14 protein-coding genes and 1 riboswitch are annotated in these 14103 nt (G+C 42.1%); all 14 genes read right to left on the bottom strand.

Annotated elements, in window-relative coordinates:
- Nucleotides 1-41: 41 nt before the first annotated feature.
- A complete protein-coding gene (locus tag H8Z79_RS11890; RefSeq protein ID WP_118040452.1) occupies nucleotides 42-326 on the bottom strand; it encodes a hypothetical protein in 285 nt (94 codons plus the stop codon).
- A gap of 179 nt (nucleotides 327-505) precedes the next feature.
- Nucleotides 506-1345 (bottom strand): 16S rRNA (cytidine(1402)-2'-O)-methyltransferase, encoded by an 840-nt coding sequence (gene rsmI / locus H8Z79_RS11885; RefSeq protein WP_015541448.1) that lies wholly within the window; start codon nucleotides 1343-1345, stop codon nucleotides 506-508.
- Between the two features lie 38 nt (nucleotides 1346-1383).
- Nucleotides 1384-2136, bottom strand: a complete 753-nt coding sequence (locus H8Z79_RS11880; RefSeq protein ID WP_015541447.1) for a tRNA1(Val) (adenine(37)-N6)-methyltransferase — start codon at nucleotides 2134-2136, stop codon at nucleotides 1384-1386.
- A complete protein-coding gene (locus H8Z79_RS11875) occupies nucleotides 2114-3028 on the bottom strand; it encodes a PSP1 domain-containing protein (protein WP_015541446.1) in 915 nt (304 codons plus the stop codon). The genes H8Z79_RS11880 and H8Z79_RS11875 overlap by 23 nt, the downstream gene beginning before the upstream one ends.
- A 1-nt stretch (nucleotide 3029) precedes the next feature.
- Nucleotides 3030-4019: a DNA polymerase III subunit delta' gene (holB, locus tag H8Z79_RS11870; RefSeq protein WP_118040454.1), complete on the bottom strand. Its 990-nt coding sequence runs from the start codon at nucleotides 4017-4019 to the stop codon at nucleotides 3030-3032.
- Nucleotides 4020-4118: 99 nt separating this feature from the next.
- A complete protein-coding gene (locus tag H8Z79_RS11865) occupies nucleotides 4119-4706 on the bottom strand; it encodes a nucleoside/nucleotide kinase family protein (protein WP_118040456.1) in 588 nt (195 codons plus the stop codon).
- On the bottom strand, nucleotides 4699-6180 hold the full coding sequence (locus H8Z79_RS11860; protein ID WP_118040457.1) for an aminotransferase class I/II-fold pyridoxal phosphate-dependent enzyme: 1482 nt from the start codon (nucleotides 6178-6180) through the stop codon (nucleotides 4699-4701). Before H8Z79_RS11860 ends, H8Z79_RS11865 begins: the two co-directional genes overlap by 8 nt.
- A gap of 5 nt (nucleotides 6181-6185) precedes the next feature.
- Nucleotides 6186-6875 carry a response regulator transcription factor gene (locus H8Z79_RS11855; RefSeq protein WP_015541442.1) on the bottom strand — a complete coding sequence of 230 codons (690 nt, stop codon included), beginning with the start codon at nucleotides 6873-6875 and terminating at the stop codon, nucleotides 6186-6188.
- Nucleotides 6872-8020: a sensor histidine kinase gene (locus tag H8Z79_RS11850; RefSeq protein WP_118040459.1), complete on the bottom strand. Its 1149-nt coding sequence runs from the start codon at nucleotides 8018-8020 to the stop codon at nucleotides 6872-6874. The genes H8Z79_RS11855 and H8Z79_RS11850 overlap by 4 nt, the downstream gene beginning before the upstream one ends.
- Before the next feature lie 193 nt (nucleotides 8021-8213).
- Nucleotides 8214-9398, bottom strand: coding sequence for a methionine adenosyltransferase (metK, locus tag H8Z79_RS11845; protein WP_015541440.1), 1185 nt, complete (start codon nucleotides 9396-9398; stop codon nucleotides 8214-8216).
- A gap of 141 nt (nucleotides 9399-9539) precedes the next feature.
- A riboswitch (SAM riboswitch) is annotated at nucleotides 9540-9640 on the bottom strand.
- A 90-nt stretch (nucleotides 9641-9730) separates the two neighbouring features.
- The gene (locus tag H8Z79_RS11840) at nucleotides 9731-11023 is read right to left on the bottom strand and encodes a UDP-N-acetylglucosamine 1-carboxyvinyltransferase (protein WP_118040461.1); all 1293 of its coding nucleotides are present in this window, start codon (nucleotides 11021-11023) and stop codon (nucleotides 9731-9733) included.
- Between the two features lie 174 nt (nucleotides 11024-11197).
- Nucleotides 11198-11704 (bottom strand): shikimate kinase, encoded by a 507-nt coding sequence (locus tag H8Z79_RS11835; protein WP_015541438.1) that lies wholly within the window; start codon nucleotides 11702-11704, stop codon nucleotides 11198-11200.
- Between the two features lie 79 nt (nucleotides 11705-11783).
- Nucleotides 11784-12389, bottom strand: coding sequence for a flavin reductase family protein (locus tag H8Z79_RS11830; RefSeq protein ID WP_015541437.1), 606 nt, complete (start codon nucleotides 12387-12389; stop codon nucleotides 11784-11786).
- A gap of 18 nt (nucleotides 12390-12407) precedes the next feature.
- Complete coding sequence (locus tag H8Z79_RS11825; RefSeq protein WP_118040463.1) at nucleotides 12408-14078, bottom strand: putative manganese-dependent inorganic diphosphatase; 1671 nt, start codon at nucleotides 14076-14078, stop codon at nucleotides 12408-12410.
- Nucleotides 14079-14103: the final 25 nt, after the last annotated feature.

Genomic DNA, 14103 nt, shown 5'->3' with positions numbered 1-14103 from the left:
TCGTCTGCTTAAATTCGCATACGTCTACTGCGACCTTGATGTCAGGATCCCAGGTACACATTCCGCCATTTATACGGATATAGCTGTTTTCGAAGCCGAAATATCGTGTTGTTAAGACTGCCGTTTTTGTTTTCGACGTCGCTTCTCCCGTACAATGCCTCGATCAGAGCCACTTTGGATATGCCCCCGTCCTGTGAGTGAAGAAGTATCAGCTGAAACAACTGCGTGGTCTTGGATACTTTGTTGCGATCCAGAACCAGTTCTTTGCCATCATATTCCAGAGAAAAGCATCCCAACATTTGAATTTTTAATATTCTTCTTCCCATAATTATTTCTCCCATAATCAGCAATGTTTATGGATGTCATAATCATTGTAAAACATTTTTTTAAGTATACTGTTATACGTCATTTACATAATCATAACATTATTTATATGTTATAACCAGTGTATATGCCAAAAAATTTTTTCTTTTCTAAAAAAATAATATTTTGGGACAGTCCCATCTTATTTCATCAAATAACTATAGATATCTCTTTTTGATACACCACGGTCTTTTGCAACCTGTTTCATCGCATCCTTACGGGAAATACCCTGTTTTTCATAAATCTCCATATGTTCTTCTATTGATATTTCTTCCCAGGAAGCAACTGCCTCTTCTTTGAGCTCCTGGCGGCTTTTGCCCTCAATTACAAGAACGCATTCACCAAGTGGCTTCTCATTCTCATAATGTGCAATAAGATCTGCTATTGTTGTACGAAAAGCTGTTTCATGTTTCTTCGTCAGCTCACGGCAAAGCGTCATACGACGATTTCCCAGCGTTTCATAAAGATCTTTCAGCGTACGCACCAGTTTGTGCGGGGCTTCATAAATAATGATCGTCCTTGTCTCATTTACCAGTTCGCTCAGAATCTCCCGGCGCTCCTTCTTCTCCATCGGAAGAAATGCCTCAAATGCGAATCGTCGGGTTGGAAGTCCTGATAAAGTAAGTGCCGTAATACAAGCTGCCGGTCCCGGCAGGGATGTCACTTCGATTCCTGCATCATAACACATTGCAGCCAGTTCTTCTCCCGGATCAGAAATTCCCGGAGTACCCGCATCTGTAATAAGTGCAATATTCATTCCATTCTGCATTTTTTCTATCAGTGTGTATGCTTTTTCTATTTTATTATACTCATGATAGCTGGTCATGGGTGTTTTTATTTCGAAGTGGTTCAGAAGCTTGATACTGTTTCTGGTATCTTCTGCTGCGATCAAGTCTACTTCCTGTAATGTGCGGAGTACTCGAAGCGTAATGTCCTCAAGATTTCCGATAGGTGTCGCACATAGATAAAGTCTGCCGCTCATCCGAAGCAACTCCTTTCTTTTATGTCTTTCTGTTGATTTTATATCATTTCATATATTTCAAGAATTTCTTTTGTGTATGTACCCGGTTTCTCATAAACGATCAATGGCGGTTCTACGGAAATTCTGGAATTACAGCCTTTTCGCGCCTCGATCAGAACCATGTTCGGTTCTTTATTAACATACGGATAAACAAGCTGCATTCTTTTTGGCTCCAGTTTGTATTTCATCAGCACCTGAAAAATCTCTGCAAGACGGAACGGTCGATGCACCATAAAAAATCTTCCACGATCTTTTAATACATTTGCCGCCTGACTTACCACATCTTCCAGCGTACACAGGATTTCATGACGTGCGATTGCTTTTGCCATATATGGATTCTGAATTCCGTGCTGTCCGATCATATAAGGAGGATTACTGGTCACTACATCAAAAGAAGCTGCTCCAAAAGTCGCAGCAGCCTCTTTAATATCTCCGCATATAATATCAATATCGGATTCCAGACTGTTGTATCTCACACTGCGTCTGGCCATATCCGCACATTCCTCCTGAATCTCAAGCCCGGTCAGATGACCTCCTTTGCCCTTTGATTTCAGGAGAATCGGAATAATCCCTGTACCGGTACCCATATCAAGTACCGTCTCATTTTTTCTTATGTTTGCAAAGCCAGATAAAAGAACCGCATCCATGCCAAAACAGAATTTCTCAGGATTCTGAATCACATAAAAACCATTCTGAAGATCGTCTACCCGTTCATTCGGCTGTACAAGATCACTCTGCGGATTTTTTGCCATGGGATTTGGAATCTCCTTCTTTTTGTTCTGATTCTTTTGTTTCTTTGCCTTCTTTTTCGGAAGCCTTTGCTTTTTTCTTCCGTGGGCGGAATTTCAGTTCATTTACCGCAAATTCCTGAATTTCCTTTTCATCGTTCACCTCAACGATAACTTTTACCCGCTGACGGAGAACGTTGACACTGTGTACGGTTCCCTGCAGTCCACCCGGAAGTGTGACAGTGTCGCCTGTTCCCGGAAGATTCTTATTGAGTTCCTCGTATGTTTCCTGCTCGTTCTTAAGGCAACACATCAGTCTTCCACAGACACCGGAAATCTTTGTCTGATTCAGAGAAAGATTCTGCTCTTTCGCCATTTTGATCGATACCGGTGCAAACTCTGACAGGTACGTATGACAGCAGAGACATCTTCCGCAGATACCGATTCCACCGAGGATTTTTGTCTCATCTCTTACACCGATCTGACGAAGTTCGATTCGAGTCTTGAAAATAGATGCAAGATCCTTTACCAGCTGGCGGAAATCGATTCTTCCGTCGGCGGTAAAATAAAATAGTACTTTATTATTGTCAAAAGTATACTCCGCATCAATCAGTTTCATTTCCAGACCATGTTCACGGATTTTCTTCTGGCAGATCTTGAATGCGTCTTTCTCTTTCAGACGATTCTGTTTTTCTCTTTCTTCGTCTGCTTCTGTCGCAACTCTGAGTACTTCTTTCAGCGGATGTACTACTTCATTCTCTCCTACTTCCTTCGGTCCGAGAACAACTCGTCCGAATTCGATTCCACGCGCGGTCTCAACGATTACATGATCGCCGATCTGCATTTTATAGTTTTTCGGGTCAAAATAATAAATCTTGCCCACGTTTCTAAATCTGATACCAACAATTTTTGTCATTCTATCTCTCCCTGATCGTCAGGAACAGTAATTCAAGTGCAAGCTCGAAGTTAACATTTGCACGAAGACGGACTTTTGTCTTTTCGAGTGCCTCCAGAATCTTTTCCAGATTTTCATAGGAGCGCTGGCTCGCCTGTTCCTTTATATAATTAATTTCCTGTTTAAATACAAGGTTGTCAACTTCCTGAGTAGCCTTAAACATCAGAACATCTCTGAACCAGAACTGGAAAATATCCAGATAATCTCCTATATTCTGCTTTTCGCCCGAAAGAGAATTAATCTCGTCCGCAAGCTCATATACTTCCATTGTATTAACATATTTCAGTATCTTTAAGGCATTCTCCGTCATGGAAGAAAACTCCTCTGACGTAGCCGCATCTTTGGCTCTGCCGATACTTCCCTGTGCAAAAGACGCATCGATCTCTGCCTGATAATCCGGCACATGCAGTCTCTCCATCAAGTATTTTTTAACAAGGTTGTCATCTACTACTTTCAGGTCAAGACGTACACATCTTGACCGAATTGTAGGAAGAAGCGCATCTATATTGCTGGTCAGCAGCATGATCACTGCATATTCCGGCGGTTCTTCGATTGTTTTTAACAGAGCATTCTGAGCCTGTACTGTCATCATTTCCGCATCAGGGATAATATAAATCTTATGCGGGCTGCAATACGGCTTCACTGCGACATCATGAATCACCTGCTCACGGATCTCGTCAATGGAAATGGTTCCCGGTTTCTCATGGTTGACCATTATAATATCCGGATGATTCTTGCCTAGTGCCTTCTTACAGGAATCACACTTCTGACATGGCTCAGTTCCGCCAGCTTCACACTGCAGCGTCATTGCATACGTCGTTGCAATAAGCTTCTTGCCGGATCCCGGTCTGCCCGTAAAAATGTATGAATGGGATATCTTTTCTGTCTTAATCGCATTTTGTAAATGTTTTACAATATCCTTATGCCCTATAATGTTATTGAAACTGACCATTCAGAATCACCTCTCTTGTCTATAGTTTCTATATACGAATCTTTGTTCGTTATATTGTCATTATATCATACTTTAATAGCCAATCAAAACTATTTTTGTTTATGACATGGAATTTATAAAATCGGTAATATTTCTGACACATACATCAAGATCATCATTTTCGAATCTTCGGCTGATTCCGGCCTCCCGAATCTTCTCTTCGGAAAAATCTTCCTGATCTGCAAGAAATCTGCGGCACAGTTCCTCATATTTCGGTGTTTCCTGCTCTTTTTCCCTCTTGATAGCCCTGATCAGTCTTTCACCGTCTTCCACTTCGATATAAACAGGAATTACATTTGACTCCCCGTAATAATTTCTCATTTTCTGATAGGATTCCAGTGTGCCGATTCCCAGATAATGTCCCTTCTTAAGGTCTATCTGTCCATCATCTGCCGTGAAATAAGTCCACACACCGTATACTGTATTGTAAGCTCTTGCTTCGATGACTTTTCCTTCTGTCTTAAATTCCTGAAGTTTTTTTTCGTCTGTAAAATAATACTGTTTGCCGTTTTCTTCTCCGTCTCTTACCGGTCTGGTCGTGTAGAGAATCAGTTTCTTGAGATTCAGTTCTTTATTTCCTGCAAGTCTGGAATAGATTTTATCTTTTCCTGACGCACTTTTTCCCATGATATAAAAAATCTTACCCATTAGTTTCTTCGTATTGCTCCTTTGTTGTCTGTTTTACCACACGGATGGACTGGTTCGTATAGTCTTCAAGCCCCTGCAGATACAGGCCTTCTTCCGTATATATTTTTATATTACGGATAAACTTTCCCGTAATCTGCTCTCCCGGAGTAAGAAGTGGTATTCCCGGCGGATACAGATAAGCAAACTCTGCCGATATCCTGCCGATACATTCTTCCAGAATACAGCTTTCGCTCTCCGTCTCCATTGCCTCAGAAACAGAAAGTACCTGATTCAGGACACAGTGCATAGCTTTCGCGTCCATTTTACGTTCTTCCATTCCTGTCAGATCAAGCTTTTTCACTTTTTGCTCTTCTTCCCGGTCTATCTCCTCGATTGCCTGACAAAGACGTTCAAATCCCTCTTCTCTGTCTCCGACTGCTGCAAGTGCGAGAGCATACGTTTCAGTTTCCATCTCCATCTGTATATGGTATCTCTCCAGAAGGATATCATACAACTGCGCTCCTGTCAGTGTAGAATTGACCGTAGAAAAAATCAGTTTCGAACGGTCATAATCAAAAACACCATTTACATCCTTTTCCGGATCTGCCAGACAGATATATCTGCACTGCGAAAGCCTCTTTCGTGCCTGTTCCAGCATTTTTGTAAATTCACGGAACATTTCGTGTCCTTCTGCTGTCACCGTATCGATACATGCATCGATACTTGCCATAAGAATATAAGACGGGCTGCTCGTCTGATAGATTTCCATAAATCTCCGAATAAGTCTTCCATCCACTCTGCCACTGCAGTTATGAAGAATTGCAGTCTGCGTCATAGCCGGAAGCGTTTTGTGAAAGCTCTGGATTACAAGGTCTGCTCCAAGTTCCACTGCTGAAGTAGGAAAATAATTCGAGAACTGAAAATGTGCTCCATGTGCCTCATCAACAATCAGCGGAATCTCATATTTGTGCGCAATCTCAGCAATTGCCTTAACATCAGAAACCACTCCGTCATAAGTCGGTGAAGTAATCAATACTGCTTTGATCTCGGGATTCTCTGCAAGACATCTTTCCACTTTGTCCGGAAAAATCCCGCCGTTTATCCACCACTTCATATCCATCTGTGGATAAATGTAAGTTGGTTTTAACTCTCTCAGATACATGGCATGATAAACTGCTTTATGACAGTTTCTTGCCACGAGTATCTGTCCCTTCCTCGGAACTGCTGCAGAAACAGCCGCAAGCAGAGCTGCGGTACTTCCATTCACACTGTAATAACTTTCTTTTGTTCCATAAAGCTTTGAGACATTTTTCTGCGCCTCAAGAAGAATGTCTTCCGGATGATGAAGATTATCAAAACCTTCTATTTCGGTAATGTCTCTCTCGAAAGGGAAATCACCTCTTACCGAATCCGGATTGCGCTTATGTCCCGGCATATGAAACGGATAATAATCCGACTGACCGTAGCTTTCGAGTTTTTTATATAATTTTTCCATATGATTTATACCTTGAAGCGATAACCGACACCCCATATAGTTTCTATATATTGCGGCTTCGCCGTATTGAATTCGATTTTTTCACGGATCTTCTTGATATGAACCGTGACAGTTGCAATATCCCCTACGGATTCCATGTCCCAGATCTGACGGAACAACTCCGCTTTTGTAAATACACGGTTTGGATTCTCAGCAAGAAATGTCAGAAGATCAAATTCCTTCGTTGTAAAAGTCTTTTCTTCTCCGTTTACCCAGATTCGTCTCGCCGTCTTGTCAATCTTGATTCCGCGGATCTCAATAATGTCGTTCTTTACTGCCACGGAGCCAACCAGTCTGTTGTATCTCTCCATATGTGCCTTTACACGTGCAACCAGTTCACTCGGACTGAACGGTTTCGTCATGTAGTCATCTGCACCAAGCCCCAGACCACGGATTTTATCAATGTCGTCTTTCTTTGCTGAAACCATGATGATCGGAATATTTTTTTCCTGGCGTACCTGACGGCAGATATCAAATCCATCTACCTCCGGAAGCATCAGATCAAGAATAATCAGATCATATTCTTCTTTTAGTGCTTTTTCAAGGCCCACATCTCCTCTGTTTGCTATTTCTACTTCAAATCCTGACAGTTCCAGATAATCCTTCTCCAGATCTGCAATTGCTTCTTCATCTTCAATGATCAGAATTTTGCTCATTTCATAGGTACCTCCTGGTATTTTCTTAAAACAAAGTACATGATTGTTCCGATTCCCTCACGGCTGGTTGCCCATACCTTGCCGCCATGGTCTTCAAGGATCTTACGAACGATGGAAAGACCGATTCCGCTTCCTCCTTTGGAAGAATTTCGCGAAACATCGGTTCTGTAAAATCGGTCAAAAATATAGGTCAGGTCCTTGGATGCAATGCCTTTACCATTATCTTCTATTTCAACCTGTATAAAATCTCCGACATCTTTCACACGGATCTGTATCACGCCTTTTGTTTTATCCATATACTTGATTGCATTGCTGATGATGTTATGAATCACACGCCGTATCTGCTCTCCGTCTGCAATGACAAGAACATCCTTTTCGACGTAATTTGCATAGTAAAGCTGAATGCCTCTCGTCTCCAGTTCCAGCCCCACTTCCTCCGCACAGTCTGAAAAATAATCATCCACATTTAATTTGCTGAATGTATATGGGATGCGGTTGGTATCGATTTTTGAGTAAAAAGTAAGCTCATTGATCAGATGATCCATCTCGTTTGTTTTGTTGTAAATGGTGCGGACGTAGCGGTCCATCTTCTCCGGCGTATCCGCAACCCCGTCCATGATTCCCTCTACATACCCCTTTACGGCTGTGATCGGGGTCTTCAGGTCATGGGAAATGTTACTGATGAGTTCTTTATTTTCTTTATCGAGAAGAACCTTTTCTTCTGCTGATTCTTTCAGCCGCCGCCTCATCTCTTCAAAGTCCCGGCACAATTCTGCAAACTCATCTGTCCCGTCTACTTCCAGCACAAAGTCCAGATTGCCTTCTTTTATATTTTGCGTTGCTTTTCGTAATTTAACCAGCGGAGCTGCCACACTTCTGTATATCCAGAGGCCGATGGAAACACTTGTAAAAATCAATATCACAAGCGCGGTAAAAAAAAGATCCTTCGTCATGATCTGTATACTGGTCTGGCTGCTTCCGGTATCCGCAATCGTAATATCATATGCACTTTCCTGCACCGTATCACTGCCCGATGAATTGCGGTGCTGTGCCTCACTGATTCCAAACAGCGTAGCCGCCAGCAAAAGCATCGGCATCAATATGATCATCAGAAAACCTACAATGATTCTATTTTTTAATTTCATGTTATCTATTCACCTCTTGATAAAATCAGCGGACGCGCCACCGGTGCCTCCTCTATATGCAATAAAAAATGAACGCATATTACGAACCATTTGTTCGATATATGCGTTCATTATATCATATCACTATATTCTTATCTCTAAATTTTCTATTAAATCAGTAAAAAGAGTTTATTCTTTATCCCTGTTCTGTTTCTTAGAGATATTTTTTGAGGTCTTCTACTTTGTCCAGTTTTTCCCATGGAAGATCTACATCTGTACGTCCGAAGTGGCCATAAGCTGCAGTCTGTTTGTAAATAGGTCTTCTCAGGTCAAGCATACGAATGATTCCAGCCGGACGAAGATCAAAGTTTTCACGGATAATCTCAACAAGTTTTCCATCAGAAACTTTACCTGTTCCAAATGTATTTACATTGATGGAGGTCGGTCTTGCAACTCCGATTGCGTAAGAAAGCTGGATTTCGCATTTATCAGCCAGTCCTGCTGCTACAATATTTTTTGCAACATAACGAGCTGCATATGCGGCGGAACGGTCAACCTTTGTGCAGTCCTTACCGGAGAAAGCACCGCCACCGTGACGTCCTGCTCCGCCATAAGTATCAACGATGATCTTACGTCCTGTCAGTCCACTGTCGCCGTGAGGTCCACCGATTACGAAACGTCCTGTCGGATTGATAAAGTATTTTGTATCATCATCTACCATATCTGCCGGAATGATTGCATCAAAAACATATTTCTTAATATCTTCATGAATCTGTTCCTGTGTAACTTCCGGATCATGCTGTGTAGAGCATACAACTGCATCGATACGAATCGGTTTGCCCTCTTCGCTGTATTCTACAGTTACCTGAGTCTTTCCATCTGGTCTTAAGTATGGCAGTGTTCCGTCTTTACGAACTTTTGTAAGCTGACGTGCAAGTTTATGGGCCATGTTGATTGCATATGGCATATACTCCTCTGTCTCATTAGAAGCATATCCGAACATCATACCCTGGTCTCCGGCACCGATCGCGTCTATCTCATCTTCACCCATTTTTGCTTCCAGAGCTTTGTCTACACCCATTGCAATATCTGCCGACTGCTCATCAATTGCAGTGATAACTGCACATGTATCTGCATCAAAGCCATATTTGCCACGGGTATAACCGATTTCTCTTACAGTATCTCTTACGATTTTCTGGATATCAACATAAGCACTTGTAGTGATCTCACCCATTACAAGTACAAGACCTGTTGTAGCTGATGTCTCGCATGCAACACGTCCCATCGGATCTTCTTTCATAATTGCATCAAGAATAGCATCAGAAATAGCATCACACATTTTGTCCGGATGACCTTCTGTTACTGATTCAGAAGTAAATAAAATTTTCTCTTTTTCCATTGTTAAACCTCTTTCTGTGTTTAAAACCAATTAGTTAATCTTGTTATACGGATTGTTCCGTTACTTCGTAACTTTTTCAGCCTGTATAACAAAAATAAAGACAGCCCCAACAACAGGACTGTCTTGAATTCGATTTCAATCCTCTTATTGTTCGATGACTCGCTCAGGTTGGCACCTTCCTCATAAAAAGGGGTTGCCGTGGCTTCACAGATCCTTTGTATCTCCACCACTCTGAATAAAAGGCCGCTTTATTAAGTTATTGCAGAACTTACAATATACTTATTTCATATAAATGTCAAGTAGTAACTCTGCTAAATTTTTGACAATTTTTATCATCCAACACGAAGACGGAATTTCTGAATCTCTTTCTCGCTGGAAACCTTCTCGATCTCAGCACCGAGACTTCTCAGTTTCTCTTCGAAATTCTCGTATCCTCTCTGGATATATACGATATCATCTACAACCGTAATGCCATCTGCTGCAAGACCGGCAATTACAAGTGCTGCTCCGGCACGGAGATCCGGTGCACTGACTCTTGCTCCTGTCAGTTTCCTTACGCCGTCAATGATTGCTGAGTTACCTTCAACCTTGATGTTGGCTCCCATTCTGGAAAGCTCGTCCGCGTATTTGAAGCGGTTTTCAAAGATGCTCTCTGTAACGATACTTGTACCTTCTGCCAGTGCAAGCGTTACAGCAATCTGCGGCTGCATATCGGTAGGATATCCCGGATAAGGAAGAGTCTTTACATGTGTACGGTGAAGTCTCTTGCCTGCACGAACACGCACTGCATCATCAAATTCCTCAACCTCACATCCGATTTCTTCAAGCTTTGCTGTAGTTGCCTCCAGATGTTTCGGAATAACATTCTTCACAGTTACATCTCCGCCTGTTGCAGCGGCTGCAAACATAAAGGTTCCCGCTTCGATCTGATCCGGAATAATAGAATATTCGGTACGGTGAAGCTTCTCTACTCCTTTGATACGTATTACGTCAGTACCTGCACCTTTAATGTTGGCTCCCATGCTGTTCAGGAAGTTGGCGACATCAACGACATGTGGCTCACGTGCTGCATTCTCAATGATCGTACGTCCTGATGCCATTGCTGCTGCCATCATGATATTGATCGTAGCTCCAACGGACACAACATCAAGGAAAATATGACTTCCATGAAGGTTTTCGGTCTCTGCAACGATTGCTCCATGAAGGATCTTTACTGATGCACCGAGTGCACGGAATCCCTTAAGATGCTGATCGATCGGACGGCTTCCAATGTTACATCCGCCCGGAAGCGGTACTTCCGCATGTTTGTATTTACCAAGTAATGCACCTAACAGATAATAAGATGCACGGATTTTTTTAATATATTCATAATCAACACTGATATCTGCAATTGTAGATCCGTTGATCTTGACTGTAGATCTGTCGATTCTGTCAACCTGAGCCCCTATCCCGGCAATTGCTTCTAACAAAACATTTATGTCTCTTACGTCCGGCAGATTTTCGATAAGGATCGTTTCATCCGTCATAATGGCTGCAGAAAGAATTGCAAGTGCAGCATTTTTGGCGCCACCTATTTCAACTTCACCCACTAATGGATTGCCGCCTTTGATTACATACTGTTCCATAAAACACCTCTATAATTATTTTCACTCCGTAAGCCGAAGCGAATGCCAGAAATAAATTTCTATCTCACTTTCAGGTGCCTGTACCGAAAGCTCAATTTCGTATTATAGCATATATTTGCTATTTGTAAATAAAAATTTCTTCTGTACACTTCTGCTCCCCTGCTTGTACAATAGTTACTTTGCTTTCTCTTTTAGTGTTTCCAAAAGAAGCTCCAGACTTGCTTCCAGATCTTTCCCCTCCTGATCTACCACAATATCTGCATATTTTTCATACAGCGGAGTTCTTTCTTCATACAGACTCTCAAGAGTCTGCCCTTCTCGCAGCAAAACGCCGCGCCCCTTCAGATTTCCGAGGCGCTTTGCCAGAGAATTCAAAGATAATTTCAAATAAACAACTGTCCCAACAGACTTCAGATGCTTCATAGCTTCTTCACAGTAGACGACACTTCCACCTGTTGCAATTACAGTATTTTCTGCTTCTATGGAAGCATTTACACGGTTCTCAACATTCTGAAATCCCTCATATCCTTCTTCTTCGATAATCTGCCACAGGCGCCTATTCTCCTGTTTCTGAATGAGGAGATCTGAATCGAGGAACTGATACCCCAACACCTTTGCCAGCACAACACCGATCGTACTTTTTCCAACTCCCGGCATTCCAATCAATGTTATATTATTCATAAAGTGTTTTCTCCCGTTTTATAAATTGCTTAACGTATATTTTATCATAAACACTGTAATTCTGCAATCCCTTTTAAAATCAGGCTTTGTGACCATTTCGGGTTGCTTTTTTCGACGTTTTTTTCTTCTTTTTGACACTGTATCCAAACGTTCCCAGCTGCTTTCCGGTTCCCATATATTCCCCATGAGAATACACAAGTGGTTTTGCAAGATTCAGATCAAAACGATTATTTTCGTCCATATAGTGTTCGTCTGCATGAACAGCTACTACATCTGCCAGAAACATATGATGGGAACCAAGCTCTTTGATTTCTTTTACTTTGCACTCAATGGATACAGGAGACTCCTGAATCATCGGTGCACTCACGATATCAGCCTTTTCGCGGGTCAGTCCTGTCTCTTTGAATTTGTCTACATCTCTTCCTGAACGGACACCACAGAAATCTGTTGCTTTAGCAAGTTTCTCAGTCGTAAGATTAATGACAAACTCTCCGGTCTCTTTTATCATGTGATAAGAATGACGCTCCGGTCTTACTGAAATATAAACCATCGGAGGATTGGTACATATAGTTCCTGTCCATGCAACCGTTATAATATCATCTTCACCTTTACCGTCTGTAACACTCACCATAACGGCCGGAAGCGGATACAGCATATTACCCGGTTTCCATGTCTGCTTTGCCATTTTTCGCCCTCCGTCTGTTTATACGTAATCGCTGCCGCTCATCTGTGCGGCTTCCATCAGTGGCGGGATCAGCTGTTTCTTACGTGATACCACACCTTTCAGATAAATCGTGCCATTTTCCGGCTGCATTTTGAATGCATTGACCGCCATCTCTTCACTTCCCTCACCATAGAAAAGAAGTTCCGTGGACTGTTCCATAATATTCGTGAGCATAAAGTAAACTCTGGATACTCCGTGTCTGCCACATTCGCTGACCATAAACGGAAGCAGTCTTTCTTTGATTTCTTTAAGTTCATCTGCATCCATGGAACTGATCTGTCCCACACCGAAGCAGACATCTCCCTCTGCGATAAATTTCTTGTAATCCTGGTAAAAAATTTCCTCAGGAGATTTATCTTTCAGGTTGCTTCCTGCCTTGAACATCTCTCTCGCAAATTCTTCGATGGAAATATCTGCAATCAGTGCAAGTGCTCCTGCCGCCATCTTATCCTGCAGTGTGCAGGTCGGTGAACGGAACATCAGGGTATCAGAAATGATTGCTGCACAGAGAAGTCCTGCGATTTTGGGTGGAATCTCGAGCTTCTGTTCGCCATACATCTGGTACATGATCGTGCCGGTACAGCCAACCGGCTGGTTGCGGAAACTGATCGGCTGCATCGTCTGCAGTGTTCCAAGTTTGTGGTGATCGATGATTTCCATAATCTCAGCCTTATCTATATTATCTACAGCCTGGTCTTTTTCATTATGGTCTACGAGAACCACTTTTTTCCTGTGCATGTCAAGGAAATTACGACGTGAGATCGTACCGATACATTTTCCTTTTTTGTCAATGACCGGGAATGCACGATGACGGTGTTTGATCATCACATCCTGAATATCATCTGTAAAATCTTCGGTTTTAAACGTTACGAGATTTTCGGTTTTCATAATATATTTCACCGGAATACTCTGGTTGATAAGACGTGAGATTGTAAATGTATCATATGGTGATGAAATGATGATGATATCTTTCTCATGTGCCAGCTTCAGGACCTTTTCGGTCACTTCGATTCCAAGTCCGACGATGATACAGCTTACATTCTGCTCAATTGCCTGCAGATGATCTTCTTCACGGTTTCCCATGATGATCATGTCATTTTCTTCGACATATTCTTTCATTTTATCCGGATTGGCGGTTGCTACCATGATCTTTCCCTGAACAAAATAACCGTGTCCGTTACCTTCAACCACTTTTCCTCCGATAGTCTCGGCAATTCTCTGATACTGCGTCCGCGCACGGGAAAGAAGATAACTGTCGGTCGTATCCATGTAAGTTTTGGCAATATCACCGATCGTGATCAGACCTTCCAGAGTACCGTCTTTTTCTCTTATTGGGAGAGAAACGATGCTGTTTTCCTGCATCAGATCCCATGCATTTTTTAAAGACATGCTCTTATTTGCCTCAGGACTTAAACGGATATCCATATCCTTTACCTGTGTACCGATATTGCTTAAATATCCCGGTGGCTGCACACCAAAACGGTTCAGTACGTATTCTGTTTCTTCATTGATCTGTCCCGCACGCTTCGCAATATACTTGCTGTCCTGTGTGGTTCTGTTTTTGATATCGCAGTAAGCGATTGCTGAACAGATAGAATCTGTGTCCGGATTCTTATGTCCGATAACAAAAATTTTTTCCTGTTTTTTCATAAAAATAAAATCCTCTGAATAACTG

It is taken from the genome of Blautia intestinalis (genome assembly GCF_014297355.1).
In the GTDB taxonomy this organism is placed as follows: Bacteria; Bacillota; Clostridia; order Lachnospirales; family Lachnospiraceae; genus Blautia_A; species Blautia_A intestinalis.
The sequence above is the reverse complement of the archived record's forward strand: the minus strand, read 5'-3'. Positions and strand labels throughout refer to the sequence as shown.